21 protein-coding genes and 1 pseudogene are annotated in these 26,399 nt (G+C 76.0%); 9 read left to right on the top strand and 13 right to left on the bottom strand.

What is annotated here, in order from left to right; genetic code table 11:
* Positions 1-42 precede the first annotated feature (42 nt).
* Positions 43-1,278 carry an MFS transporter gene (locus tag ACPYN7_RS15655; protein WP_058874623.1) on the top strand — a complete coding sequence of 412 codons (1,236 nt, stop codon included), beginning with the start codon at positions 43-45 and terminating at the stop codon, positions 1,276-1,278.
* A 33-nt stretch (positions 1,279-1,311) separates the two neighbouring features.
* On the opposite strand, the gene smc is transcribed toward ACPYN7_RS15655, so the two are convergent.
* A complete protein-coding gene (gene smc / locus ACPYN7_RS15650; protein ID WP_424348255.1) occupies positions 1,312-5,007 on the bottom strand; it encodes a chromosome segregation protein SMC in 3,696 nt (1,231 codons plus the stop codon).
* Positions 5,008-5,336: 329 nt separating this feature from the next.
* Between smc and ACPYN7_RS15645 the strand changes: the two genes are divergently transcribed.
* The 3 genes from ACPYN7_RS15645 (at position 5,337) to ACPYN7_RS15635 (ending at position 10,364) form a co-directional block, all read left to right on the top strand.
* On the top strand, positions 5,337-6,362 hold the full coding sequence (locus ACPYN7_RS15645; protein ID WP_058874625.1) for a 3-oxoacyl-ACP synthase III: 1,026 nt from the start codon (positions 5,337-5,339) through the stop codon (positions 6,360-6,362).
* Between the two features lie 136 nt (positions 6,363-6,498).
* Positions 6,499-9,186, top strand: a complete 2,688-nt coding sequence (locus ACPYN7_RS15640) for an alpha/beta fold hydrolase (RefSeq protein WP_424348269.1) — start codon at positions 6,499-6,501, stop codon at positions 9,184-9,186.
* Entirely contained in the window at positions 9,183-10,364 is a 1,182-nt protein-coding gene (locus tag ACPYN7_RS15635) for an NAD-dependent epimerase/dehydratase family protein (protein WP_424348254.1), read from the top strand. The genes ACPYN7_RS15640 and ACPYN7_RS15635 overlap by 4 nt, the downstream gene beginning before the upstream one ends.
* 22 nt (positions 10,365-10,386) lie before the next feature.
* Here the strand turns inward: ACPYN7_RS15635 and mutM are convergent, their stop codons facing one another.
* From mutM to coaD, 5 genes are all read right to left on the bottom strand, one after another.
* Positions 10,387-11,328 (bottom strand): bifunctional DNA-formamidopyrimidine glycosylase/DNA-(apurinic or apyrimidinic site) lyase, encoded by a 942-nt coding sequence (gene mutM / locus ACPYN7_RS15630; RefSeq protein WP_424348253.1) that lies wholly within the window; start codon positions 11,326-11,328, stop codon positions 10,387-10,389.
* 20 nt (positions 11,329-11,348) lie between these two features.
* On the bottom strand, positions 11,349-12,047 hold the full coding sequence (gene rnc, locus ACPYN7_RS15625) for a ribonuclease III (protein ID WP_058874628.1): 699 nt from the start codon (positions 12,045-12,047) through the stop codon (positions 11,349-11,351).
* 5 nt (positions 12,048-12,052) lie between these two features.
* On the bottom strand, positions 12,053-12,256 hold the full coding sequence (gene rpmF, locus ACPYN7_RS15620) for a 50S ribosomal protein L32 (protein ID WP_058874629.1): 204 nt from the start codon (positions 12,254-12,256) through the stop codon (positions 12,053-12,055).
* A 2-nt stretch (positions 12,257-12,258) separates the two neighbouring features.
* Positions 12,259-12,771 (bottom strand): YceD family protein, encoded by a 513-nt coding sequence (locus ACPYN7_RS15615; protein ID WP_331457121.1) that lies wholly within the window; start codon positions 12,769-12,771, stop codon positions 12,259-12,261.
* Between the two features lie 170 nt (positions 12,772-12,941).
* Positions 12,942-13,409 carry a pantetheine-phosphate adenylyltransferase gene (gene coaD / locus ACPYN7_RS15610; RefSeq protein ID WP_058874630.1) on the bottom strand — a complete coding sequence of 156 codons (468 nt, stop codon included), beginning with the start codon at positions 13,407-13,409 and terminating at the stop codon, positions 12,942-12,944.
* Positions 13,410-13,492: 83 nt separating this feature from the next.
* Here coaD and ACPYN7_RS15605 point away from each other — a divergent pair, with 83 nt between their 5' ends.
* Both ACPYN7_RS15605 and ACPYN7_RS15600 read left to right on the top strand, forming a co-directional pair.
* Complete coding sequence (locus tag ACPYN7_RS15605) at positions 13,493-14,845, top strand: wax ester/triacylglycerol synthase domain-containing protein (RefSeq protein ID WP_424348252.1); 1,353 nt, start codon at positions 13,493-13,495, stop codon at positions 14,843-14,845.
* Between the two features lie 10 nt (positions 14,846-14,855).
* A complete protein-coding gene (locus tag ACPYN7_RS15600) occupies positions 14,856-16,082 on the top strand; it encodes an aminotransferase class I/II-fold pyridoxal phosphate-dependent enzyme (RefSeq protein ID WP_424348251.1) in 1,227 nt (408 codons plus the stop codon).
* A gap of 28 nt (positions 16,083-16,110) precedes the next feature.
* Here the strand turns inward: ACPYN7_RS15600 and ACPYN7_RS15595 are convergent, their stop codons facing one another.
* From ACPYN7_RS15595 to thiL, 5 genes are all read right to left on the bottom strand, one after another.
* Positions 16,111-17,436, bottom strand: a complete 1,326-nt coding sequence (locus ACPYN7_RS15595) for a UDP-glucose dehydrogenase family protein (RefSeq protein WP_058874633.1) — start codon at positions 17,434-17,436, stop codon at positions 16,111-16,113.
* Between the two features lie 90 nt (positions 17,437-17,526).
* The gene (rsmD, locus tag ACPYN7_RS15590) at positions 17,527-18,126 is read right to left on the bottom strand and encodes a 16S rRNA (guanine(966)-N(2))-methyltransferase RsmD (RefSeq protein ID WP_424348250.1); all 600 of its coding nucleotides are present in this window, start codon (positions 18,124-18,126) and stop codon (positions 17,527-17,529) included.
* A gap of 79 nt (positions 18,127-18,205) precedes the next feature.
* Positions 18,206-20,503, bottom strand: coding sequence for an ATP-dependent DNA helicase RecG (locus tag ACPYN7_RS15585; protein ID WP_424348249.1), 2,298 nt, complete (start codon positions 20,501-20,503; stop codon positions 18,206-18,208).
* Positions 20,504-20,515: 12 nt separating this feature from the next.
* The gene (locus ACPYN7_RS15580) at positions 20,516-21,475 is read right to left on the bottom strand and encodes a DAK2 domain-containing protein (RefSeq protein WP_424348248.1); all 960 of its coding nucleotides are present in this window, start codon (positions 21,473-21,475) and stop codon (positions 20,516-20,518) included.
* Positions 21,465-22,571, bottom strand: coding sequence for a thiamine-phosphate kinase (gene thiL, locus ACPYN7_RS15575; protein WP_424348247.1), 1,107 nt, complete (start codon positions 22,569-22,571; stop codon positions 21,465-21,467). Before thiL ends, ACPYN7_RS15580 begins: the two co-directional genes overlap by 11 nt.
* Before the next feature lie 64 nt (positions 22,572-22,635).
* On the opposite strand from thiL, the gene ACPYN7_RS15570 reads away from it, so the two are divergent.
* The gene (locus tag ACPYN7_RS15570) at positions 22,636-23,127 is read left to right on the top strand and encodes a DUF3515 family protein (protein ID WP_424348246.1); all 492 of its coding nucleotides are present in this window, start codon (positions 22,636-22,638) and stop codon (positions 23,125-23,127) included.
* 131 nt (positions 23,128-23,258) lie between these two features.
* On the top strand, positions 23,259-23,564 hold the full coding sequence (locus ACPYN7_RS15565) for a DUF4193 domain-containing protein (RefSeq protein WP_058874639.1): 306 nt from the start codon (positions 23,259-23,261) through the stop codon (positions 23,562-23,564).
* A 24-nt stretch (positions 23,565-23,588) separates the two neighbouring features.
* Here ACPYN7_RS15565 and ACPYN7_RS15560 read toward each other — a convergent pair whose 3' ends face one another.
* Together ACPYN7_RS15560 and ACPYN7_RS15555 are read right to left on the bottom strand one after the other, a co-directional pair.
* Positions 23,589-24,869 (bottom strand): ABC transporter permease, encoded by a 1,281-nt coding sequence (locus ACPYN7_RS15560; RefSeq protein ID WP_058874640.1) that lies wholly within the window; start codon positions 24,867-24,869, stop codon positions 23,589-23,591.
* Positions 24,866-25,612, bottom strand: coding sequence for an ABC transporter ATP-binding protein (locus ACPYN7_RS15555; RefSeq protein ID WP_058874641.1), 747 nt, complete (start codon positions 25,610-25,612; stop codon positions 24,866-24,868). The genes ACPYN7_RS15560 and ACPYN7_RS15555 overlap by 4 nt, the downstream gene beginning before the upstream one ends.
* A gap of 475 nt (positions 25,613-26,087) precedes the next feature.
* Here ACPYN7_RS15555 and ACPYN7_RS15550 point away from each other — a divergent pair.
* Positions 26,088-26,399: pseudogene (locus ACPYN7_RS15550) on the top strand (DNA polymerase III subunit gamma/tau); the annotation flags it as partial.

The following is a 26,399-nucleotide window of genomic DNA, read 5'->3' as shown; positions in this document are numbered from 1 at the left end:
CCGCGGGGCCGGGGGCGCCGCCCGGGGTCCTAGACTCGACGGGTGCCTGTTCAGCCCCCAGCCGCCGCCCCCGGCCGCGACCGCGTCCCCCAGCAGATCACGGTGCTCATCGCCGCCGCCTTCGTCATCGCGATCGGCTACGGCATCGTGGCCCCGGTGCTCCCCCAGTTCGCCACGACCTTCGGGGTCGGCGTGGCGGCCGCGTCGGCCGTGGTGAGCGTCTTCGCCGTGGCCCGCCTCCTCTTCGCCCCGGCCGGCGGGCGGATCCTGAACCGGATCGGCGAGCGCCCCACCTATGTGACCGGCGTGCTCATCGTCGCGCTGTCCTCGGCGGCCACGGCGTTCGCCCAGACCTACTGGCAGCTGCTGCTGTTCCGGGGCCTCGGCGGGATCGGCTCCGTGATGTTCACGATCTCGGCGATGGGCCTGATCGTGCGGCTGGCCCCGCCGCGGATGCGCGGGCGGGTCTCGGGCTACTACGCCTCCGCGTTCCTGGTGGGCGGGGTGCTCGGCCCGGTGGTCGGCGGTCTGCTCGCCGGCTTCGGCATGCAGGTGCCGTTCCTCATCTACGCGGTGGCCCTGCTGGTCGCCGTGGCCGTCGTGCACTTCCGGCTCCGGGACGAGGTCCTCGGCGGCGGCAAGGACCGCCGGAACCAGCCGGTCATGACCGTGGCGGAGGCCCGCCGGGTGGGGGCCTACCGCTCCGCCCTGGTCTCCAGCTTCGCCAACGGGTGGACCGCCCACGGGATCCGGGTGGCCCTCGTGCCCCTGTTCGCGGTCGCCGTGCTCGGGGCCGGCCCGGCCGTGGCCGGGCTGGCCCTGGCCGTGTACGCGGCGGGCAACGCGATGGCCCTGCCGGTCACGGGCCGGCTCACGGACCGGTTCGGGCGCCGGCCGCTCGTGCTCAGCGGCCTGGTGCTCAACGGGACCGCGACCATGGCGCTGGGCCTGGTGCAGGACGTCCCGTGGTTCGTGGTGCTCTCGCTCGTGGCCGGTATGGGCTCCGGAACCCTGAACCCGGGCCAGCAGGCGACCGTGGCGGACGTCATCGGACCGGACCGGGCCGGCGGGCCGGTGCTGGCCCGGTTCCAGATGAGCGCCGACGCCGGGCAGATCCTGGGGCCCGTGGTGGCCGGGGCGCTGGCCGACGCCGCCGGTTTCGGCTGGGCATTCGGCGTCTCCGGGGCGATCATGCTGCTGGCTGCCGGGGCGTGGCTGCCGGTGCGCGACACGATGGAGCGGTCCGGCACGACGTCCGCGCGGGGCGCCGAGCAGTAGCGGGCGCCGGCACGGGGCCGTGCCGCAGTGGGCTCAGCGCAGCTCGGCGAGCCGCTGACCGATGACGGTGGTCACGCCGTCCCCGCGCATCGCCACCCCGTAGAGGGCGTCGGCGATCTCCATGGTCCGCTTCTGGTGGGTGATGATGATCAGCTGCGAGGTCTCCTGGAGCTGGCGGAAGATGCTCAGCAGGCGCCCGAGGTTGCGGTCGTCGAGGGCCGCCTCGACCTCGTCCATGACGTAGAAGGGCGAGGGCCGGGCCTTGAAGATCGCCACGAGCAGCGCGATCGCCGTGAGCGAGCGCTCCCCGCCGGAGAGCAGGGACAGCCGCTTGATCTTCTTCCCGGCCGGGCGGGCCTCGACGTCGATGCCGGTGCTGAGCATGTCCGTGGGGTCGGTCAGGCGCAGCCGGCCCTCCCCGCCGGGGAACAGGGTGGCGAAGACGCCCTCGAACTGCCGTGCGGTGTCGGCGTAGGCCTCCGTGAAGACGCGCTCCACGTGCTCGTCGACGTCCCGGATGATGCTGCGCAGGTCCTGCCGGGACCGCTTGAGGTCCTCGAGCTGCTCGGCCAGGAAGCGGTGGCGCTCCTCGAGGGCCGCGAACTCCTCCAGCGCCAGCGGGTTCACCCGCCCCAGGGAGGCGAGCTCCTTCTCGGCCCGGCGCAGCCGCCGCTCCTGCTCGGCGCGCACGTAGGGAGCACCCTCCACGGCCCCGGACCCGGTGTCGTGCCCGGCGCCGAACAGCGCCTCCTGGCCGCCGTCGGCCGCCGGGGGCGCGGAGCCCGCGGGGCCGGAGTCCTGCGCCGCTGCCGGCTCCTGCGCCGCCTCGGGCCCGGGGACCGGCAGGTGCGGCCCGTAGTGCTCCACGAGCGTGTCCGGGGTGAGCCCCAGCTCCTCGAGGGAGCGGTCCTCGAGCGCCTGGACCCGGGCGCGCTGCTGGGTGCGGGCCAGCTCGTCCCGGTGCACGGAGTCGGTGAGCTCGGCGAGCCGCGCGGCGAGCCGGTCGTTCGCGGCGCGCAGGTCCGTGAGCTCCGCGTCCAGCCCGGCCCGGACCGCCTCGGCCCGGTCCCGCTCCGCGGCGGCGGCCGTCACGGACGCCGCCACGAGCTCGAGCAGCTGCTCGGCCCCGGCGAGCACCGCCTCGGCGTTGCGGGCCTGCAGCCGGCGGCGGCGCGCCCGGCGCTCCGCCTCTTCCCGTGCCCGGCGCTCGGACGCGGCGGCCCGCTCCTGGGACGCGGCCCGGTTGCCGAGGGCGCGGGCCTGCTCCTCCAGGGAGCGCAGGGCCAGCCGGGCCTCCGTCTCCGCGGTGCGGGCCGCGGTGGCGGCCCGGTGCAGCTCGTCGCGGCGGGCGACGGCCTCGAGGTGGGCGGTCTCGGTGTCCTCCGGGCCGTGCTCCTCCGCGGCCTCGAGCCGCTCGGCGGCCTCCCGCAGCCGATCCTGCTCGCGGGCCAGGTGCTCCTGCGCGGCGGCGACCTGCTCGTCGAAGCGGCGGGTCTCCGCCTCGGCGGAGTCCAGCACGGCCCGGACCCGGGAGAGCTCGGACGCCGCCCGGTCCGCCGTGCGCTCGGCGGTGCGCAGGAGCCCCGCGGTCTCCTCGGCGGCCCGGCGGGCGGTGTCCCGGGCCTCGGCCGCCGTCCGGGACGTGGCCCGGGCCTCCTCGAGGGCCGTGGCGAGCTCGGCCCGCTCCGCCTCGGCGGCCTCGGCCGCGGCGCGGGTCTCGAGCGCGCCGGCCGCCTCCGCGGCCCCGCCCCAGGCGCTGGTGCCGGTGAACACGTCCCCGCCCCGGGTGACGGCCGTGAGCCCGGGCGCGTCGGCCACGACCCGGGCCGCCGTGGCGGCGTCCTCGGTGAGCACGGTCGCGGCGAGCAGGGCCCGGACGGCGGCCGCGCCGCGCCGGGCGTCGTCGCCGGTGTCGTCGCCGGCGCCCGCCGGGGTGCCGGCGCGCAGCACGGCCGCGGCGGGCCGGACCCCCGGGCGGTCCGGGACCGCCGGGGCCGGGCCGGAGCGCTCGGGGGCGGCCCCGGCCACCAGCAGGTGCACCCGGCCCACGCCGTCGGCGCGCAGGGACTCGAAGACGGAGACGGCCGCGCCGTGCGAGCGCACGGCGAGGGCCTCGGCGAAGGGTCCCATGGCGGCGGTGACCGCCCGCTCCCAGCCGGGCTCGACGTCGACGAGGTCCACGACGGCGCCGAGCACGGCGTCGGCGTGCCGCTCCCGGACGGCCGCGGAGCCGTCGGGCTGGCGCAGGGCGGCGCGCAGGGTCTCGGCGCGGGCGCGCTGGGCGTCGTGGGCGCGCAGCAGCTCCTGGGCGGCGGCCTCGGCCTCCCGCGCCGCGGCGCGGGCCCCGGCGGCGGCCGCGGCGTCCTCCTCGTGCCGGGCGCGGGCCCTGTCGGCGGCGCCGGCCGCGTCCTGGGCCGCGAGCGCCAGGCTGTCGGCCTCGGCGGCGGCCCGGACCCGGCGCCGTCCGGCGTCCGCGTGGGTGGCGTGCAGGCGGGAGAGCTCGTTCTCGGCGGCCTCCACCCGGGAGCGGGCCGCCGCGACCGCGCCGGTGAGCCGGGCCGCGCCCTCCCGCCGGTCGGCGGCGGCCCGGAGCAGGCCCGTCACCACGGCGTCCTGGTCCCGCGCGGCGGCCTCCGCGTCCTCGCGACCCTGGATGGCCTCGGCGAGGGCGTCGACGGCGTCCTCGACCTGCTCGAGGAGCAGGCGCTGCTCCTCCCGGGTGCGGGCCGCCTGGGCGTCGAGCCGGTCCGGGTCCCGTCCGGGCTCCGCCGGCTCGGCGGCGGAGCCCAGCAGCCGGCGCCGTTCGGCGGCGAGCGAGGCCAGGGAGCGGTAGCGCTCCTGCACGGCGGTGAGCTGGTACCAGGTGTCCCGGGCGGCGTTGAGGGCGGGCGTCGTCTGGGCGGCGCGGGCCTCGACGTCGGCCTGGCGGGTGCGGCCGGCGTCGAGGGCCTGCTCGGCGTCGGCGCGCTCGGCGCGCAGCCGGCGCTCGGCGTCCTCGTCGACGGCGAGGCTCGTGCGGGCCTGCACGAGGTCGTCGGCCAGCAGCCGGGCCCGGGCGTCGCGGACGTCGTGCTGGATCCGCTGGGCGCGGCGGGCCGTCCTGGCCTGGCGGCCCAGCGGGGTGAGCTGGCGGCGGATCTCGCCGGTGAGGTCCTCGAGCCGGTCGAGGTTCGCCTGCATCGCCTCGAGCTTGCGCAGCGTCCGCTCCTTGCGGCGGCGGTGCTTGAGGATGCCCGAGGCCTCCTCGACGAAGCCCCGGCGCTCCTCCGGGGTGGCCTGCAGGATGCGGTCGAGCTGGCCCTGGCCCACGATGACGTGCATCTCGCGGCCGAGCCCCGAGTCGGAGAGCAGCTCCTGGATGTCGAGCAGCCGGCACGGCCGGCCGTTGATCGCGTACTCGGAGCCCCCGGAGCGGAACAGCGTGCGCGAGATCGTGACCTCGGCGTACTCGATGGGCAGCGCGCCGTCGGCGTTGTCGATGGTCAGCGACACGTGCGCGCGCCCGAGCGGGGCCCGGCCGGCGGTGCCGGCGAAGATGACGTCCTCCATCTTCCCGCCGCGCAGGGACTTGGCGCCCTGCTCCCCCATCACCCACGCCAGGGCGTCGACCACGTTGGACTTGCCCGAGCCGTTGGGGCCGACGACGGCGGTGACCCCGGGCTCGAACTCGAAGGTGGTGGCCGAGGCGAAGGACTTGAACCCCCGCACGGTCAGGGTCTTCAGGTGCACGGGTGTCCGGTCTCCTGGGGTGGGCGCGTCGGGGGTCGCCACCACTGTACTCGGGCGCCCGGACGGCGCCGCGGCGCCGCGGGCGGCGTCCGGGACGGCGGAGGGGACGGCGGACGCGACCGGCGCCGGCGCGCGGAGCCCGGGGGCCGGCCCGCGCGGACGGCGGCCGCGGCGGATGATCAGCCTACAGAGAAACGGCCGGGCCCGGGCCGCGGCCGCGGAACCGGCCGGTAGACTGGCCGCGACCAGCACGACCTGCCCTCCCTGCGACCGCGCCCCTCCCCGGGCGGGCCGGGGCGTCGGCGAGACCCTAACGAAAGCCAGAGACCTTGACCGGTAATTCCTCGATCCGTCACCGCAACGCCGCCCTCCTGGCCATCACCAAGGTCGAGGCCGACGTGGCCGTGCCCTCGTCCCACGCCGACGAGGTCCTGGCGGACACCTTCGCGCGGCTGAAGATGCCGAAGGGCCTGCTGGAGCGGCTCGCGGGCGTCAACGAGCGGCGCGTCTGGGCCGATGGGCGGCACTTCACCGACGGCGCCGTGGAGGCGGGCGAGGCGGCCCTGGAGCGGGCCGGCGTGCGCCCGGACCAGGTGGGGCTGCTCATCAACGCCTCGGTGACCCGCGACGGCTACGAGCCGGCGGTCTCGGTGTCCGTGCACCACCGGCTCGGCCTGGCCCCCTCCGCCCTGAACTTCGACGTCACCAACGCCTGCCTCGGCTTCGTCAACGGGCTCACGATCGCCGCCACGATGATCGACTCGGGCGCGATCGACTACGCCGTCGTCGTCGCCGGCGAGGACCCGACCCCCTGGCACCGCGAGACGTACGAGCGGCTGCAGGGCCCGGACGTGACCCGGGCGGACGTGGTGCGCGAGTTCGCGACCCTGACCCTGGGCTGCGGCGCGGCGGCCGCCGTGGTCGGCCCCGCCGACCGGCACCCGGAGGGCCACCGCATCGCGGGCTCCGTGACCCGCTCCGCGACCGAGCACCACGGGCTGTGCATCGGCGGCTTCGACGGCATGTACACCGACGCCACGGGGCTGCTCAAGCACGGCGTGGGACTGCTCGCGGACGCCTGGCGGGACGCGCACGAGGACGGCTGGGACTGGGCGGACATGGACCGCTACATCGGCCACCAGGTGTCCATGTCCCACACCAACAAGCTGTTCCAGGACGTCGGGATCGACCCGGCGAAGTTCCCGCTGACGTTCCCGTTCTGGGGCAACGTCGCGGCCGCCGCGCTGCCCATGACCCTCGCGCTGGAGGCCGAGCGGCTCCGGCCGGACGAGCGGGTGCTGCTGCTCGGCGTGGGCTCCGGGCTCAACGCGACCTACATGGAGATCGACTGGTGACCCCCCGGCACTGACGCCGGCGCCCCGCCCGAGACGCCCCCGCACGAGAGACCCTTCGAGGAGCCCCACGACCATGGCACGCAGACGACCGTCCACGACCCCGCAGACCGGAGAGCCGGACGCGGCGCGGCTGCCCATGACGGAGGTGCCCCTGCCCGGGGTGGACCCGGCGTGGTCCCGCACGGTCACGGTCGCCTCGAGCGCCCCCGTGGAGCCCGTCCCCGGCCGGCGCCGCCGCTGGCACGTCCTCGACAACGCGGCCTCCCTCGAGGCCGCGGGACTCACCCCGCGGGGCACGGTCCTGGCTGTGCACGGCAACCCCACCTGGTCCTACCTGTGGCGCGACGTGCTGGCCGCCGGGACCGACCCCGCGAACCCCTGGCGCGTCGTGGCCGTGGACCAGCTCGACATGGGCTTCTCCGAGCGCACCGGGCTCTTCCGCCGCCTCGACGACCGGGTCCGCGACCTGGGCGACCTCACGGCCGAGCTCGGCCTGGACGCGGGCCCCGGTCCCGTGGTGACCCTCGCCCACGACTGGGGCGGGCTCGTCTCCTCCGGCTGGGCCCTGGAGCACCCGGACGTCCACCGCGCCACGATCCTCACCAACACCGCCGTGCACCACGACAACGCCGAGCAGATCCCCGCCTCCCTGCGGCTGGCGCTGGCCCCGGCCGCGCACGGGCTGCTCACGGAGCGGACCACGAGCTTCCTCGACGTGGCCCTCGCACTCGCGGAGCCCGCCCTGTCCCGCGAGGTCCGGGCGGCCTACCGGGCCCCGTACGCCACGCGGGCCCGGCGCGAGGCGATCCGCAACTTCGTGGCCGACATCCCCGCCGCCGCGGACCACCCCTCCCACGCCCGCTACGAGCAGATCGCCGCCGGCGTGGCCGAGCGCGACGTCCCGGCCCTGCTGCTCTGGGGCACCGGGGACCCCGTGTTCCAGGAGCGCTACCTGCACGACCTCGTGCGCCGCATGCCGCACGCCGACGTCCACCGCTTCGAGGGCGCCCTGCACCTGCTGCCGGAGGACCGGGACGTCGCGACCCCGATCATGGCCTGGCTCGCCGACCGCTTCGGCCCCGGCCCCGGCCGCCGCGAGCTGCACCTGCGGCGCCGCGCCACCGCGCGTGCCGAGCACGTCCCCTTCCCGGCGGAGCTCGACGCGCGGCGGGCCGACCTCGGCCTCGCCGTCGTGGACATGGCGCCCACCCCGGGCGACCCGCACGCGGGGGCCCGCGTCCCGCCGGTGCGGGCGAGCCTGAGCTGGGCGGAGCTCGCCGATCGCGTGGACCGCCTCGCCGCCGGGCTGACCGGCATCGGTGTGCGCCCCGGGGACCGCGTGAGCCTCATGGTGCCGCCGGGCTCGGACCTCACCGCGCTGCTCTACGCGTGCCTGCGCATCGGGGCCGTCGTCGTCGTGGCGGACTCCGGCCTCGGCCCCAAGGGCCTCACCCGGGCGCTGCGGGGGGCCGCGCCGGCCTGGCTCGTGGGCATCCGCAGGGCGCTCGTCGCCGGCCGGGCCCTCGGCTGGCCGGGCACCCGGATCTCCCTCGAGGCCCTCGACCCCGTGTCCCGCCGGGCCCTCGGCGTGGCGCACGACGTCCCCGGGCTGCTGGCCTCCGCCCCGCGGCCGGAGCTGCCCGCCCCGGACCCGGACACGGACGCCGCGGTGCTGTTCACCTCGGGCTCCACGGGCCCGGCCAAGGGCGTCGTCTACACCCACCGCCAGCTCTCCGCCATGCGGGACGCCGTCCGGGGCACCTACGGGCTCGCCGCCGGCACGGGGCTCGTGGCGGGCTTCGCCCCGTTCGCGCTGCTCGGGCCCGCGATGGGGACCACCTCGGTGACCCCGGACATGGACGTGACCGCGCCGAAGACCCTCACGGCCCGCGCCCTGGCCGACGCCGCCTCGGCCATCCAGGCCACGGCGGTGTTCCTCTCCCCCGCCGCGATCGCCAACGTCCTGGCCACCCGGCACGAGCTGGACGAGGGGCAGCGGCGGGCCCTGGAGCTCGTGGAGCTCGTGCTCTCGGCCGGGGCGCCCCTGCCGGAGCCGCTGCTGGCGCAGCTGCAGGAGCTCGTGCCCGCGGCGACGCTGCACACCCCCTACGGCATGACCGAGGGGCTGCCCCTCACGGACGTGACCCTCGGGACCATCCGGCAGGCGGACCGGGACAGCCGGGGCACCGCCGTGGCCGGCGCCGGCAACGGCGTGTGCGTGGGCACCGCCGTGCACGGCGGCGAGCTCGGCGTCACCGCCCTGCGCCCGGACGGCGTCCCCGCGGACGAGATCACCACGGAGCCCGGGATCACCGGCGAGATCGTCGCCCGCGCCCCGCACGTCAAGGACCGCTACGACCGGCTGTGGTACACGGAGCACCTGAGCACCCAGCTGCCCGGCTGGCACCGCACCGGGGACGTCGGGCACTTCGACGCCGCCGGCCGGCTGTGGGTCGAGGGCCGCCTCGCCCACGTGATCGTCGCCGCCGGCGGCGTGCTCACGCCGGTCGCCGCGGAGCACGCGGCGCAGACCGTGCCCGGGGTCGGCCGCACCGCCGTGGTCGGGGTCGGGCCGGCGGGCACCCAGGTGCCCGTGGCCGTCGTGGAGACCGTCCCCCCGGCCTCCCGCCCGGGCCCTGCGGACCCGCTGCTCTCCGGCGCCGTGCGCGCCGCGGTGCGCGAGGCCACGGGCCTGGACCTCGCGGCCGTGCTCGTGCTCCCGGAGCACCCCACCGACATCCGGCACAACTCCAAGATCGACCGAGCCCTGCTGGCCCGCTGGGCGGACTCCGCCCTGGCCGGAGGAAGGATCAGGAACCCGTGAACGGCAAGCACCGCCAGGACGGCCCGCACGACGACAAGGTCCCCGCCTACGACGCCTCCGTGGCGGAGGGCGCCCCACCGGCCGGCACCGGCAGCCACGAGGTGGAGCGCGGGCGGCAGGAGCTGACCGGGGAGGGACGGACCGTGCTCGTCACCGGCGCCTCGGGGATGCTCGGGGAGCACGTGGCGCGGCTGCTCGCGGCCCGCGGGTGGACGGTCCGGCTGCTCCAGCGCGGGCACGCGCCGCTGGCCGACCAGCCGAACGTCGAGGAGGTCCTGGGCTCCGTCGCGGACCCGGACGCCGTCGCGCGGGCCGTGGAGGGCGTCGACGACGTCGTCCACCTCGCCGCGAAGGTCTCCTTCGCCGGGGACTGGGACGAGTTCGTGCTGACCAACGTGACCGGCACCCGCGTGGTCCTGGAGTCCGCGCGGTCGGCGGGCGTGGACAACGTGGTGTTCGTGTCCTCCCCGTCGGTCGCCCACACCGGCAGCTCCATCGTGGGCGAGTCCGCCCGGCCGGCCGACCCGGTGCACGCCCGCGGCGACTACGCCCGGTCCAAGGCCGCGGCCGAGCTGCTCGCCCTCGAGGCGGACGGACGCGGGCTGCGCGTCACGGCCGTGCGCCCGCACATCGTGTGGGGCCCCGGCGACACCCAGCTCGTCGAGCGGATCGTCGACCGCGCGGCGCGGGGGCGGCTGCCGCTGCTCGACCACGGCGCGGCGCTGATCGACACCACCTACATCGACAACGCGGCCGAGGCGATCGTGCGGGCGCTGGAGCGGATCGAGTGGGCGCACGGGCAGGCGCTGGTCGTCACGAACGGCCAGCCCCGCACCGTGGGCGAGCTCGTGGCGGGCTTCTGCCGGGCGGCCGGGGTGGAGCCGCCGGCGCGCCGGGTCCCGGGCGCCGTGGCCCGGCTGGCCGGCCGGGTCATCGAGAAGGTGTGGGCGCTGCGCCCGGGGGCCGACGAGCCGCCGATGACGGCCTTCCTGGCCGAGCAGATGTCCACCGCCCACTGGTTCGAGCAGCAGAGCACCCGCGAGGTCCTCGACTGGACGCCGTCCGTGACGGTCGAGGAGGGCATGGAGCGGCTGCGCGCGTACTACCGCACCCATCCGCTGGGCGCCCACGACGCCCCGATGCCCGCCACCGGGTCCACGGCCGCCGGGGACTCCTGAGCCCGCGCGGCGCGGCGCCCGGTCAGAACCGGGCGTTGCGGGGCGTGCGCTGGCAGACCGGGCACCGGTAGGAGGAGCGGTTCATGAACTGCTCCCGCACGATCAGGGCGCTCCGTCCCTCGTCCGCGCAGCGCGGGCAGGGCAGGGAGGCCCGGCCGTAGGCGTTGAGGGAGCGGGCGAAGTACCCGGACTCACCGTTGACGTTGACGTAGAGGGAGTCGAAGCTCGTCCCGCCCGCCGCCAGGGCGCGGTCCATGACCTTGCGCACGGCCCCGAGCACGCGCAGCGTCTCGGGCCGCCGGAGCGTGTCCGTGGGCCGGGCCCAGTGCAGGCGGGCCTGCCACAGCGCCTCGTCCGCGTAGATGTTGCCGATCCCGGAGACGAGGGACTGGTCCAGCAGCGCGCGCTTGAGCCCGGTCCGGCGCCGGCGGAGCCGGTCGTGGAAGCGCTCCGCGTCGAAGGCGGGGTCCAGCGGGTCCCGGCCGATGTGGGCGGCCCGGGCGGGCACCAGGGGCGCGCCCGTGGCCGAGCGCCCGCCCGGGGCGCCGTCGCCGGTGGGCACGAGCCGGTCGAGGAGCATGCCGCCGAAGATCCGCTGGTCCACGAAGCGCAGCTCCGCCGGGGTGCCGGGGCGCTCGGACAGGCCCAGCCGCACCTTCAGGTGCTTCTCGTCGGGCAGCCCGGCGTCCTTGACCAGCAGCTGCCCGCTCATCCCGAGGTGGACCAGCAGGGCCTCCTGCGGCGGCGCGCCGTGCGCGCTGGTCAGGGGCAGCCACAGGAACTTGCCGCGGCGCACGGCGTCGGCGACGACCGCGCCGTCCAGCTCGTGCCCGAAGGAGACGGGGCCGGCCTCGTGGCGGCGCACCGAGCGGGCGTCCAGGACCTGCACGGACTCGATCCGGCGGCCGACCACCCAGCGCTCCACACCGCGTCGGACGACCTCGACCTCGGGCAGCTCAGGCACGGGGGCTCCGGGGCACGCGCTCAGCCACCCCGGCGGGCGACCAGGGTCGCGCAGGCCTGCGCCGCGGCGGAGCGCTCGGCCTCCTTCTTGGTGGTGCCGGTCCCCGTGCCGTGGTCCTGGCCGCCGACGAGCACGTGGGCCTCGTAGCGGCGGTCGTGGTCGGGGCCCGTGCCCTCCACGGCGTAGCGGACGGGACCCAGGCCGCGGGCCGCCGCGAGCTCCTGGATCTCGGTCTTCCAGTCCCGGCCCTCGCTCATCACGAAGCCGTCCTCCAGCAGGGGCACCACGAGCCGCAGCACGAACGCCCGGGCCGCCGCGAGCCCGGAGCTCACGTAGACGGCGCCGATCAGCGCCTCCATGGTGTCGGCGAGGATCGAGGCCTTCTCGTGCCCGTTGGTCCGCACCTCTCCCTTGCCCAGGCGGATGTGGGGCCCCACGTCCAGGGACCGGGCGAGTTCGGCCAGCGTGCGGGTGCTCACCACCGCCGAGCGGATCTTCGCGAGGTTGCCCTCGGAGTCGTCGGGATAGCGGTGGAAGATCTCGTCGGTGACCGCGAGGCCCAGCACGGAGTCGCCGAGGAACTCGAGCCGCTCGTTGTGGCCCTGCCCCTCGTGCTCGTACGCGTAGGAGCGGTGGGTCAGGGCAAGACGGAGCGTCCCGGCGTCGATGTCGACGCCGAGACGCTCCAGCAGGTCCTGAGATGTCGCGGTGGAGTTCACCGTGGTCAGGCGTCGGCCACCTTGCGGCCCTTGTACTCCAGGAACAGCGCGGTCCCGGCGGAGTCGGTCACGACCTTGGCCTGGTGCGGCAGGCTGTAGCTGACCTTGCCGTTCTCGACGGTCTTGACCAGCTTCGGCGCGGTCGCCTTCCACTGGGAACGGCGTGCACGGGTATTCGCACGGGACATTTTCCGCTTGGGAACAGCCACGGCTATCTCTCTTCTCTCGGTTCGGTCGTCTGGGTCGAGGTGTCCTGCTCGAGCAGCCCCGACAGGGCGCTCCAGCGAGGATCGAGCACCTCGTGGTGGTGACCCGGGTCGTCCTCCAGGCGCGCGCCGCACTGGGCGCACAACCCCTGGCAGTCCTCCCGGCACACCGGTTGGAACGGCAGCTGTGTGATCACTGCGTCCCGAAGCATGGGTTCGAGGTCGATGCTCTCGTCCTGAACTTCATACATCTGGTCGTCCTCGGACTCCTCCCCACCGTCGGTGGCGGCGTCGAAGACGTAGAGCTCCTGCACGTCGACGTCCAGATCGTAGTCGATCGGGTCGAGGCACCGGCTGCACTCGCCGTGGATGGCCACGACGGCGGTGCCGGACACCAGGATCCCGTCGTGGACGGATTCCAGCCGGAGGTCAAGGTCGATGTCCGAGCCCTCCGGGGCGCCGATGAGTGCGTTGCCGAAGTTCTCCGGCGCGGGCACAACTTCCTCCAGGCGTCGCATCGTCCCCGGGCGGTGCTCGAGGTCCCGGACACCGATGGTGAGGGGCGAACTGTTCTCGCGACTGATGACTGACTCCTGGTGAAATTCTGACCGACAGACCATGTTAGCGTGCCGTGCCGCGCGTTCTCAAACGGGGCGGCTCCCGGCGCGCCGGGACGAGGCCGTCCCGCTCAGCCCTGCAGGGCCCGCAGCACGGGCGCCGGCACGAACCCGGAGACGTCCCCGCCGAGGCCCTGGACCTCCTTCACGAGCGTCGAGGACAGGTGCAGGAAGCGGGGGTCGCCGGGCAGGAAGACCGTCTCCACCCCCGTGAGGTGGCGGTTCATGGTGGCCATCGGCACCTCGTACTCGTAGTCCTCCCCCGAGCGCAGCCCCTTGACCAGGGCCACCGCCCCGCGCTGCGCCGCGTACTCCGCGAGCAGGCCGGCGCCCATGGGCTCGACGACGACGCCGGCGACGCCCTCGAAGCTCTCCTGCGCCAGGGCCAGCCGCCGCTCCGCGTCGAAGCGGTAGCGCTTGTGCGGGTTGGTGGAGACCGCGACGACGACCTCGTCGAAGAGGGCCGCGGCGCGCGCGACGACCTCCACGTGGCCGTTGTGGAGGGGGTCGAAGGAGCCGGGGCAGATCACTCGGTGCATGGGTGCCATCCTAGGCGCGCGCCGCGCCCCGGCGGCGTACCGTGGAGGGCGGAGGACCCGTCCTGCGAGAGCGGAGCACCGCCATGAGCCACCAGCGCCGCCGGGTGCGGCCCGGGCAGCGGATCAGCGCCCTGGACGAGGCCAACCTGCGGGTGGAGCGGCACGGGGTGCCCATGCACGCCGCGGCCCTGGCCCTCCTGGAGCCCGCCCCGCTCCTCGGTCCCGGCGGGAAGGTGCGCCTCGACACCGTCCGGGAGCACGTCGAACGGCGCACCCGGGACGTCCGGCGGCTCCGCCAGGTGCTCGCACGGCCCAGCGGCAGGCGGCCCATGTGGCTCGACGACCCCGTCTTCGACGTCTCCCGGCACGTGCGCAGCCGCCCGGTGCCGCCCCCGGGGGACGAGGAGGCCCTGCTCCGGGTGTGCACAGGAATCGATGCGCTCCCCCTCCCCGGGGACCGGCCCCTGTGGGAGCTGTGGCTGCTCCCCGGGCTCGCCGACGGCCGGCTCGGCCTGCTGATCCGGTGGCACCACGTGCTCGCCGACGGTCTGGCGGCGCTGAGCCTGCTCGCGCCCCTGTTCGACCCGGCGGCCGTCCCCGGCGGCGGGACGGGCGCACCGGGCCGACCGGTCGTGCCGGGCGCGCCGACCGGCGCGCGGCCGGCCGGTGGTGCGGCACAGGTCCCGGCCCGCGCCGCGGCCCGTCTGCGCGGGCGGGCCGCCCAGCTGCGCGGCGCGCTCGCGGAGGGGCGCGCCCCGGCGCTGTCCATCAACCGCCCCGTGGGACCGCGGCGCGGCGCCGCGCTCGTGCGCGCGGACCTCGAGGCGGCCCGGGAGCTGGCCCACCGGCACGGCGGGACGGTCAACGACGTGGTGCTCACCGCCGTGGCGGGCGGCGCCCGGCGGCTGCTGGCCGCACGCGGGGAGCTGGCCGGCGTGCCGGAGCTGAAGGTCTCGGTGGTCGCCTCCGTGCGCGCTCCGGGGGACCCTACGGGCGGCAACCGGACGGGCGTGCGCGTGGTGGCCGTGCCCGTGGACGAGCCCGACCCCGCCGCGCGGCTGCGGCGGATCGCGGCGACTACCGCGGCACAGCGGTCCCGCCCGCCGTACCGGCCCGGCGGCCGGCTCGCCCAGCGCTGGACGGTCCGCGTCATGGACCGGCAGCGGCTCGTCAACCTCCTGCTCAGCAACGTGCGCGGCCCCTCGGCGCCGCTGCGCTTCGCGGGGGCGCCGGTGCGCGAGCTCTTCCAGCTCGGCGCCGTGCAGGGCAACCTGGCCCTCGCGGTGGGGGTGGTCTCCTACGCGGGCGCCCTGGGCGTCGACGTGGTGGCCGACGCCGACGTGGTGCCCGACCTCCCGGTGTTCGTCGAGGGGCTGGCGGAGACCCTCGTGCGGCTCGGCGCCGGCCCGCCCCCGGGAGCCGGCACGGGACCCTAGACTGGCGGCCATGGATGCCACCGACGCCGCCGCCCCGTCCCCGACCGGTCCCCCCTGGGAGCGCATGGCCCGGGGAGGCGGTCTGCTCACCGGCACCGGGGAGCTCTCCGGAACCGTCTTCGAGGAGATGTCGCGGCTGGCCGCACGGACGGGCGCCATCAACCTGGGGCAGGGCTTCCCGGACGTCGACGGGCCGCAGGAGATGCTCGAGGCCGCCGCCGGCGCGCTGCACGGCGGCGGCAACCAGTACTCCCCGGTGGCGGGGCTGCCGCTGCTGCAGGAGGCCGTCGCCGAGCACCAGCGCCGGTTCTACGGGATCGAGCTGGACCCGGGCTCCGGCGTCGTCGTCACCGTGGGCGCGTCCGAGGGCCTGGCGGCGAGCCTGCTCGCGTTCCTGCGGCCCGGGGACGAGGTCGTGGTGTTCGAGCCGCACTACGACCTCTACGGCGCCGTCGTGGAGTTCGCGGGCGCACGGCTGGTCACGGTCCCCCTCGAGCCGCCGCGCTTCGCCCCGGACCTCGACCGCCTCGCCGCGGCCTTCGGGCCCCGCACCCGCATGGTGATCCTCAACGACCCGCACAACCCCACCGGGACCGTGTTCGACGACGACGTCCTGTCCCGCCTGGCCGGCCTCGCCGCCGAGCACGACTGCGTGGTGGTGACCGACGAGGTCTACGAGCACCTGCGCTACGCGGGCGGGCACCGCCCGCTCGCCGCGCTGCCGGAGGCCTTCGGGCGGACCCTCACCGTCTCCTCCGTGGGGAAGTCCTTCTCGGCCACGGGGTGGCGCGTGGGCTGGGTCAGCGGGCCCGCGCACCTCGTGGGCCCCGTGCGCGCCACGAAGGCCTACCTCACGCACAGCGCCGCCACGCCGCTGCAGATCGGGGCGGCCACCGCCCTGCGCGGGCCCGACGACTTCTACGCCCGGCTCACCGAGGACTTCCGGCGCCGCCGGGACGTGCTCGTGCGGGGCCTGGCCGCGGCGGGCGCGGAGCCGTTCGAGCCGCAGGGCACGTTCTTCGTCGTGGCGGACGTGCGCGGGCTGTGCGAGCGGCACGGGGTCGAGGACGCCGAGCACCTGGCCCCGGTGCTGGCCGAGCGGGCCGGCGTGGTGGGCGTGCCCGTGCCGGCCCTCGCCTCCGCGGAGCACCGGGGGCTGTACGCCTCGTGGATGCGCTTCTCGTTCGGCAAGCGCCTGGACGTCCTGGAGCAGGCCGGGCGGCGCCTGGCGGGCTGAGCGCCCGCCCCGGCGCGCCGGGGCGGGCTCAGACGGCGGCCGCCCGGCGGCCGAGGGAGCGGTAGCAGAAGCCGGCCGCGGTCCAGCGGTCGGGGTCGAGCACGTTGCGCCCGTCGAGGATCTGCGGGACGGCGACCAGCGGGTCGAGCTGCTCCGGGGTCATCGCCTTGAACTCGGCCCACTCGGTGAGCAGCACCACGACCTCGGCGCCGGTGACGGCGGCCTCGAGGGAGTCCACGTAGTCCAGGCGGGGATAGCGCTTGGCGGCGTTGGCGTTGGCCTCGGGGTCGTAGACGGCGACCTCGGCGCCGATCGAGTGCAGCCGGGCCGCGATGTCCAGGGCCGGGGAGTCGCGCACGTCGTCGGAGTCCGGCTTGAAGGCCGCCCCGAGCACGGCGACCTGCCGGCCCACCACGGAGCCGCCCAGCATCTGGGTGACCGTCTCCACCGTGTGGCCGCGGCGGCGGACGTTGATGTCGTCCACCTCGGCGAGGAAGCGCACCGACTGCTCCACCCCGAGCTCCGCGGCACGGGCCCGCAGCGCCCGGATGTCCTTCGGCAGGCAGCCGCCGCCGAAGCCGACCCCGGCGTTGAGGAACTTCCGCCCGATGCGCTCGTCGAGCCCGATCGCGTCGGCGAGGGTGCGGATGTCCCCGCCGACCACCTCGGTGAGCTCGGACAGGGCGTTGATGAAGGAGATCTTGGTGGCCAGGAAGGCGTTGGCCGCGACCTTCACGAGCTCGGCGGTCTCGAAATCGGTGACGATCAGGGGGACGCCGGCCTCCAGCTGCCGGGCGTAGACCCGGCGCATCACGGCTTCCGCGGCCGGGTCCTCGGCGCCGAGCACCATCCGGTCCGGGGTCAGGGTGTCCTCCACGGCGTAGCCCTCGCGCAGGAACTCGGGGTTCCACACCAGGGACACGTCCACCCCGTCGCGGGCGGAGGCCTTCGCCAGGTCGGCCAGGCGGCGGGCGGAGCCGACCGGGACCGTGGACTTGCCCGCGATGACGCAGTCCTTCGTGGCGGCCGCGGCGATCGAGCCGACCGCGGCGTCGACGTAGCGCATGTCCGCCGCGAAGCTGCCCGCCCGCTGCGGGGTGCCCACGCCGACGAAGTGGACGTCGCCGAAGGCGCCGGCCTCCTCGTAGCTCGTGGTGAAGCGCAGCCGTCCCGTGCCCACGTGCTCGCGCAGCAGCTCGCCCAGGCCCGGCTCGTGGAAGGGCAGCTCGCCGCGGGACAGGGCGTCGACCTTCTCCGGGTCGACGTCCACCCCCAGCACCTCGAAGCCCATCTCCGCCATCGACGCGGCGTGCGTGGCCCCCAGGTATCCCGTTCCCAGAACCGTGATCCTCATGGACGTCCTCCGTTACTCCCGGGCCGGGGCCCGTGCTCGTTGCTGCCTGTCGAATCTTGTCAAAGCGGGTGCGCCCAGCGGCGCAGGTGCTCAGTGCGACGCGCCGGTCGGGGACGGCGATGTGACGTCCGTCTCGGCGAACCACACGGTGGTCTCCCCGTGCCGCTTCTGCTCGAAGCGGCGCAGGCCCTGCGGCCAGCCGGGCTCCGGGGACCGGGAGGAGCGCTCGACCACGACCACCCCGCCCTCCCGCAGTCGGCCCGCCAGCGGGGCGAGGGCCGCGGTGAGCTCGGCCTCCGGGAGGGGGTAGGGCGGATCGGCCAGGACCAGGTCCCACGGCCCCTCGGCGGGATCCGCCAGGTAGGCGCCGACCGCCCCGTGCCGGACCGTGACGACGTCGTCGCGCCCGAGGGCCCCGTGGACCGTCCCGGCGTTGGCGCGGCAGACCCGCGCCGCCCCCGCGTGCCGCTCCACGAGCGTCACGGCGGCCGCGCCGCGGCTCGCGGCCTCGCAGCCGAGGGCCCCCGAGCCGGCGAACAGGTCCAGGACCCGGGCGTCCCGGAGCATGCCCCAGGCCTCGAGCCGGGCGAAGAGCGACTCCTTGACCCGGTCGGTCGTGGGCCGGGTGTCCCGGCCCGGCACGGAGCGCAGGCGCAGCCCTCCGGCGGCCCCGGCGATGATCCTGCTCACGCGTGCTCCCCTCCTGTCCTGCGCGATCCCTGGTGCTGCCGTCCGTGGCGCTGCGGTCCGTGGTGCTGCGGCACGGCGCTCAGCCCCGGTCCAGGAACGCCTCGGCGTCCGGGTCGAGGTAGCGCTCGATGGCCTCGGCCAGCTCGGGGTGCTCGAGCAGCTGGGGGTCCTCGCCCAGGACGGTCACGGCGTCCCGGCGGGCCCGCTCGATGAGCTCGGCGTCGTCCAGGGCCCGCAGCAGGCGCAGGGTCGAGCGGCCCCCGGACTGGGCGGCGCCCAGGATGTCGCCCTCCCGGCGCAGCTCGAGGTCCGCGCGCGCGAGCTCGAAGCCGTCCGTGGACGCGGCCACCACCTCGATCCGCTCCCGCGACGGGTGCTCGGCGGGGCGCCGGGTGACGAGCAGGCACGTCCCGGCGTGCCCGCCGCGCCCGATCCGGCCGCGCAGCTGGTGCAGCTGGGAGATGCCGAACCGGTCGGCGTCCACGATGATCATCAGCGTGGCGTTGGGCACGTCCACGCCGACCTCGACCACGGTGGTGCACACGAGCAGCGGTACGTCCCCCGCCGCGAACTCCTCCATGAGGCGGGACTTCCGGTCCGGGTCGAGCCGGCCGTGCAGCACCTCGGCGCGCACGCCGGCCAGCACGGGCTCGGCGGCCACGAGCTCCGCCAGCCAGGTGACGGACGCCAGCGCCGCCTCGGACTCCTCGTCCGCCGAGGCCGCCGCGAGCGCCGACTCCGCGAGGGAGGCGTGCGGCGGCGGCTCCTCGTCGTCGCCGATCTTGGGCGCGACCACGTACACCTGACGGCCCGCGTCGATCTCCTCCCGGGCCCGGCGCCACAGCCGCCGCTCCCAGCCCGGGTGCTCCACGAGCCCCACGGTGTGGGTGGCGATCGGCTGCCGGCCGGCCGGGAGCTGGTCGAGGACGGAGACGTCCAGGTCCCCGAAGACGGTCATCGCCACGGTGCGGGGGATGGGGGTCGCGGTCATCACCAGCAGGTGCGGGGGCCGCCCGGCCTTGTCCCGCAGCCGGTCGCGCTGCTCGACCCCGAAGCGGTGCTGCTCGTCCACCACGACCAGCCCGAGGTCGGCGAACTGCACGACCTCCGAGAGCAGGGCGTGGGTGCCGATGACGATCCCGGCCTCCCCCGACGCGATCCGCAGCAGGGCCCGCTTGCGCGCCGCGGCGCCCATGGACCCGGTGAGCAGCACGACCTGCGTGCCGTCCGGGTCCCCGCCGAGCAGGCCCGCCTGCGCGAGCGGGCCGAGGGAGCGGACCACGGACCCGTGGTGCTGGGCGGCGAGCACCTCGGTGGGGGCCAGCAGCGCGGCCTGCGCGCCGGAGTCGACGACCTGCAGCATCGCCCGCAGGGCCACGAGGGTCTTGCCGGAGCCGACGTCGCCCTGGAGCAGCCGGTTCATGGGACGGGTGCCGGCGAGCTCCGCCGCGAGCTCCTCCCCCACGGCGCGCTGACCGGTGGTCAGCTCGAACGGCAGCCCGGCGTCGAACCGGGCGAGGATGCCTCCGGGGACGCCCGGGCGGGCGGTGGTGGGGTGCGCGGCGAGCTCGGCGCGGCGGCGGGCCAGGGCGCACTGGAGCAGGAACGCCTCCTGGTAGCGGAACCGGCGGCGGGCCTCCCCGTGGGCGCGGGTGTCCCGGGGGCGGTGGACCTGCCAGTACGCCTCCTCGAGCCCCATGAGGCCCTCCCGCTCCAGGATCCCGTCCGGCAGCGGCTCCGGGACGGCCCCGAAGTCCACGATCGGCAGCAGCGAGTGCACGGCGCGGGCGATCTTGTCCGTGGTCAGCTTCGCCGTGGCCGGGTAGATGGGGATGGGCCGGCCCGCGCGCTCCTCGGCGGTCTCCCCCGCCTCCGGGGCGTCCGGGTCGAGGATCGCGTAGTGCGGGTTGGTCATGGTCACGGCGCCGTTGTACAGCCCGACCCGTCCGGAGAACAGGGCGTGCGTGCCCGGGGGCAGGTCCCGGGCCGCGGTCCAGGCGTTGAAGAAGCTGAGCCGCATCGTCCGCCCCGGGCCGGGGTCCCCGTCCGCGAACAGCCGCTGCGGGTCGGTGGAGGCGCGGTCCGTGATCACCACGTCCGTGATGGACCCGCGCCGGGAGCGCATCCGGCGGGTGGAGGCGTGCACCACCTCGGCCACGATGGTCACCTGCTGGTCGATGCGCAGCTCCGAGAACGGCGTGAGCTCGCCCCGCGGCATGTACCGGCGGGGGAAGTGGTCGAGCAGCTGCCCGATCGTGGACACCGAGAGCTGGCGGGCCAGCTGGTCGGCCGTGGTCTTCCCCAGCAGCCGGGCCAGCGGCTGGTCGAGCTCGGGGACCGGGTCGGGGAACGCCCCGCCGCCGTGGGGTCGGGTCATCTCAGGGACGCCTCATCCGTCCGCCTCCGACAGGGAGGTCACCGTGAGGTTCACGGCCTGGCCGCGGGCGCCGATCACCGTGAGGGCGTCCTCCGGCCGCGGCACGTGGACGTGCACGCGCCACCGGTAGCCGTCCCCCGTCTCGGTCACCGCGCTCATGATCACGCTGGTGCCCACCTCGCTGAGCTCGTGGCGCAGCTCCGCGGCGTCCAGCGGGGTCAGCTCCACGGTGCACATCACCTCCACGCCGCCGTGCACGGCGTGCCCCGTGCCCCCGGCGCCGGCGGCCCGGGCCGCGGCGGCGTCGATCAGGGCGTCGAGCGCGTTCTCGTCACCGGCGTCGTCCCCGCCCACGGTGCGGGCGAGGGCGTCGAAGACGACGAGCATGCCCAGCGCGCCGGCGTCGACCGTGCCGGTCTCCCGCAGGACCGGGAGCTGGTCCGGGGTCACGAGCACCGCGGCGCGGGCGGCGGTGCTCACACCGGCCAGGAGCTCCTTGAGCTGCTGGTTGGACCCGTCCTCCACCTCCTGCGGCACGGGGACGGCGGCGGCCGCCTCCAGGACCGAGAGCATGGTCCCCTCCACGGGGTCCGTCAGCACGCTCCAGGCGCGCACGTGGCCGGCGTGCAGGGCGAGCCGCACGGACTCCGCGGTCATCCTCGTGCTGCCCTCCAGGGAGTGCCCCACGGCCGTGAGGAACACGGAGAACAGGGTGCCCGAGTTGCCGCGGGCCTCCTCGAGGGCGGCCTGGCCGGCGAGGGAGAGCAGCTCCCCGACGTCGCCGGTCTCGAGCACGGCGGCGGCCTCGGCCGCCGCGCGCACCGTGGTCGCGAGGTTGGTCCCGGTGTCGGCGTCCGCGACCGGGAAGACGTTGAGGGCGTTCAGGACGGGGCTGTGGCGCACGAGATCACGGTGGGCCAGGTCGAGCCACCGCCGCATGACGGCCGCGTTCGATCCGATCCTATGGTTCAAAGTGATCCCATCCTTCGCCGACCGGGTGCCCGAGGGCGAGGTGCGGCGCTCGTCCGTCGAGCAGCACCCGGGGGAGGGTGTCGTCGTGCGCGGGGGGCGCGGGCGCACACGAGCCTATCGCACGGAACATTCCCGGCAGCGGCACGTCCGGCGGGAAGACCGCGAGCAGCCCGTGGTCCTCGCCGCCGGTCAGCACCCAGTCGCGGGGGTCCGTCCCGAGCAGCCGGGCGGCCGGTCGCAGGGGCCCGGCCAGTCCGTCCACGGCCGCGGCGTCGAGGTCGACGACGACGCCGCTGGCGGCCGCGACCCTGCCGGCGTCGCGGAGCAGGCCGTCGGAGAGGTCGATCATCGCGGTGGCCCCGGCGCGGGCGGCGGCGGGGCCGGCGGGCACGGGGGCGCACGGCCTCAGCTGCGCCGCGGCGAGCGCGTCCAGGGCCTCGTCCCGCCCGGGCCGGTAGCGGCGGTCCTCGAGCAGGGCCACGCCCGCGGCGGCGCGCCCGGTGGTCCCGGCGAGCGCCACCGTGCCGCCCCGCCCCGCCCCGGACCGGAGCACCGGCTCCCGGCCCTCGAGGTCGCCCGTCACCGTGGCCGTGACCGACAGCTCCCGGCCCGCGCCGAGGTCCCCGCCGACCACCGCGCAGCGGTCCGCGCCCATGGTCTCCAGCCCGGCCACGAGGCCGCGGGCGAAGTCCAGGGGCCAGGACAGGGGCGTCTCCGGGGGGAGGGTGAGCGAGACGACGACGGCCGACGGGACGGCGCCCATCGCGGCGACGTCGGCGAGGTTCTGCGCGGCGCACTTCATCCCGGTGTCGTAGCCGGTGGTGACCGCGCCGCCGGCCCAGGCGAGACGGAAGTCCTGGTCCTGCACCTGGGTGTCCGTGGTGATCACGTACCGCCCGTCCGGGGCGGCGACCACGGCGCAGTCGTCGCCGGGGCCGACCAGCACGCGGTCCGCTCCGGGCCGCGGGGCGGCGGGACGCAGGAGCAGGGGGAGGACGCGCTCGAGCAGCTCCGCCTCGGAGAGCTCCCCGACGGTCGGCCCGGTGCCGGGCGGCGCGTGGGGCACGGGGGGCTGCTCCGCTGGGGGTCGGGTCATGGCGCTCATCCTAACGACGGCCCCGGACGCGGGAACGGGGCTCCCCGAGGATTACGCTGGGGGCATGCCCTCGCTCCCCCTGTCCCGATCCGCCCGCGCCGTGCTGGGGGCGGGCGCCCTGGCAGCGGTCCTGTCGGGGTGCTCCCCCGCCGTGACCGTGGACCCCGCCGAGAACGCCGCCGACCCGGGGTGCGCCCCGGCGATGCTCGCCATGCCGGAGACCGTCGGCGAGCACGACCGGCGCGAGACCACGAGCCAGGCCACCACGGCCTACGGCGAGCCCACGGCCGCGGTGGTGCGCTGCGGCGTGACCCCGCCCGGGCCCACCACGGACCCCTGCTCCGCCGTCAACGAGGTCGACTGGCTGATCCGCCAGGACGAGGACGGGAGCACGTGGACCGCCACGACCTACGGCCGGGACCCGGCGGTCGAGGTCGTCTTCGACAGCACCGCCGTGGCGTCCTCCACCCTGCTCGTGGAGCTGGGCTCCGCGGTGGAGCAGATCCCCGCGGAGCGCCGGTGCCTGGACCTGCAGGACACCGTGGAGGGCCTGTGACCGGCCGGACGCGGCGACCGCGGCCGCCGCGTCCCCCGGGCGTGCCGGACCGCCGGGAATAGGCCCATGCCCCGCCGGGTTGTGGCGTGGACATGCACCCGACCGCACCACGCCCAGAAGGAGGCACACCCGTGGCCACCGATTACGACGAGCCCCGCGTCAAGCCCGAGGACGAGCCCGCCAACGAGTCCCTCGAGGTGATCCAGGCGCAGCGCAGCGCCACCGCGCAGAGCCCGGCGATCGACGTCGACGACGCGGACACGGCCGAGGGCATCGACCTGCCGGGGGCGGACCTGTCCCAGGAGGAGCTGCTCATCCAGGTGGTGCCCGAGCAGGACGACGAGTTCACCTGCATGTCCTGCTTCCTCGTCCGCCACCGCAGCCAGCTCGCCCGCGAGAAGGACGGCGCCCGGTACTGCATCGAGTGCGAGGGCTGACGGGCCCGGCCGGGCCCGGACCGGTCACTCGTGGCGCAGGGAGGCGATGGGGTCCTTCCGGGCGGCCCGGACCGCGGGGATCGTCCCGGCCAGGAACGCGATCCCCATGACGGAGAGCACGATCAGCGCCACCCGCCACGGCTCGAACGCGAACAGGGCCAGTCCGGGCAGCCCGGACAGGAACCCGTCGGCCAGCGCGCGGCTCAGCGCGGAGCCGCCGGCGACCCCCGTGACCGCGCCGACCACCGCCCCGAGGAAACCGATGACGACGGCCTCGAGGGAGAACAGGCCGAAGACCCGGCCCCCGCTCATCCCCATGGCCTTCATGAGCCCGATCTCGCGGGTCCGCTCCTGCACCGACATCAGCAGGGTGTTCACGATGCCGAGGCCGGCGGCCACGAGCGCGATGACGGCGCAGGCGTTGAGGATCCAGACGATGGCGTTGATCACGGCGCGGAACATCCCGAGCTGGTCCTCCACGGTGAGCCCGAGCATGTCGTGGTCCTCCAGCCGCGCCTGGATCCCGGGGGCCCGCGACATGTCCTCGACCGTGACCGTGGCCATCGCGAAGCTCTCCGGCACCTCCTCCGGGACGCCGCTGACCTGGTAGTCGTAGAGCCGTTCGTTGAAGGAGTCCGACGGGATGGGGTTCAGGGACGTCCCGACGAGGCTGGCCTGGGTGACGCCCGAGATCGTGGCCGGGAACGCCTTGTCCTGCTCCGCCATGTTCGTCATGACCACGTCGACGCGCCCGCCCACGGCGTCCCGGGCGGAGGCGAAGCCCAGGTCGGCGACCCAGCTGTCCGGGACCGCGATCTCGTCCCGGCCCGTGGCGGGGGCCCCGCCGGCCACCATCTGCAGGCCCACGGCGTCGACCGGGATCCCCGGGGAGAGCTGGAACCGGCTCCCGTCGGCGGCCTCCAGGTAGGTGGGCGCCACGGAGTACATCGGCTTCACGGAGCGCACCCCGTCGATGCCCTCGATGACCGCGATGTCCTCGGCGGTCAGTCCCTCGAAGGAGACGCCGAACCCCGTCCGGATCCGCGTGGTGTCCGGGTCGTACTCGCGGGGGCCGGAGGTCGAGGACAGCTCGATCAGCGGCTGCGACTTCTGCACGTAGAGGGCGTCGGCGTCGCCGAACGCGGCCACGGTGTCGTCGATGTACCGGTTCACCCCGGTGCCCATGCCCGAGGTGAGGGTCAGGGCGAACGCGCCGATGAAGACGGCGAGCACGGTCAGGGCCGTGCGGATCCGCGCGCGGCGGGTGTTGGAGACCGCGGAGCCGAGCAGGTCGGGCCACCTCACCGGGCGCCCCCCGCCGCTCCGAGGACGACCTCGGCGCCCGCCGCGGCGGCCGGGGCTGCCGGGGCGGCGGCCACGACGAGACCGTCGTGCAGGTGCACCTGACGGCCGCAGCGCCGCGCGAGGTCGTCGTCGTGGGTGACGACGACGAGGGTGATGCCCTGCTCCCGGTGGAGGTCGAACAGGAGGTCCTGGACCACCGCGCCGGTGGCCGAGTCGAGGTTGCCGGTGGGCTCGTCGGCGAAGATCACGGAGGGCTCGTTGACCAGGGCGCGGGCGAGCGCCACGCGCTGCTTCTGCCCGCCGGACAGGTCGGCGGCGCGGCAGGCGGCCTTCTCCGCCACGTCCAGGCGCTCCAGAACCTCCAGGGCGCGGCGCCGGCGCAGGCCCGGGCGGACCCCCGCGATCCGCAGCGGCAGCACCACGTTCTCCAGGACCGTCTGGTCCGCCGTGAGGTAGAACTGCTGGAACACGAAGCCGAACGCGGCGTTGCGCGTCGCGTTGAGCTCGCGGGCCGTCATCGACGCCGCCGGCCTGCCGTCGAAGGACACCGTGCCGTGGGTCGGGGCGTCGAGCAGCGCGAGCAGATGCATCAGGGTCGACTTGCCCGAGCCGGACTTCCCGACGACGGCCACGGACTCCCCGTGCCGGATCCGCAGGTCCACGCCGCGCAGCGCGGCGAACCGGGTGTCCCCCCGGCCGTAGATCTTGACCAGGCTCTCGGCCTCGAGCACCGCGGACGTCATCGGATCCCCCCCTGTCGGAGCGTCCGTCCCCCCGGACGGCCGCCGTGGGACCACGTCCCGCCCCCCATCATGTGCACAGGTTAATGGCGGGGGCGAGCCGAGCCGTGTCCCCACTAGTGCAGTCCGGTGCCGGTGCGGCTCCGGGCCGCCGGCGAGGACGCCCCGGTGCCCCGGGCGCGGCGGGTCGCCCGGGGCCGGCGCTCCCGTGCGGCGGCCCGGACTCCTCCCGTCACGAATCCGTTCGCCCTTGCTAATGCGGAGATCTGGACGATAGTTAACAGCACAGCAGTTCTTCGGCAGGGGTTCCGGCTCCGCGGGACGGGCGAACGGTCCGTCCGGGCCGAACGACGAGCGGCACGACGTGACGGGGGCCGTCCGCGCGGGGGCGCGGGAACGAGGCCGCTGGGATCGTGCCGTGCGCTGGCGGTCCTGGGGTGGGCCCGGGCCGACGACGGGATACAGGAGACACATCGACATGACTACGACGAGAAGACTGGCTGTCGCCGGTGCCTCGGCGACCGTGCTGGCGGGGGGCCTGTTCCTGGGCGCACCCGCAGCCGTCGCCGCACCGGGCGACGCCCCGCCCGGCGGTGCCCCGCCGGGCGCGGCCACATCCTCCGAGGTCGCCGCGGCCGTGGTGGAGCTGCCGCCCGCGGCGCCTGTCGCACCGGTCGACGTCCCGGCCCCCGCGGTCGCGGACGTCCCGGCCGTCGCCGAGGCGGGCCCGCCCGCAGCGGCGGAGGCCCCGGCACCGGCCGCCGCCGAGCCCGCGGCGCCGGCCGCACCG

This window comes from Kocuria sp. CH-021 (assembly GCF_049716185.1).
Classification (GTDB): domain Bacteria; phylum Actinomycetota; class Actinomycetes; order Actinomycetales; family Micrococcaceae; genus Kocuria; species Kocuria cellulosilytica.
This window is presented reverse-complemented; position numbering and strand designations above follow the sequence as displayed.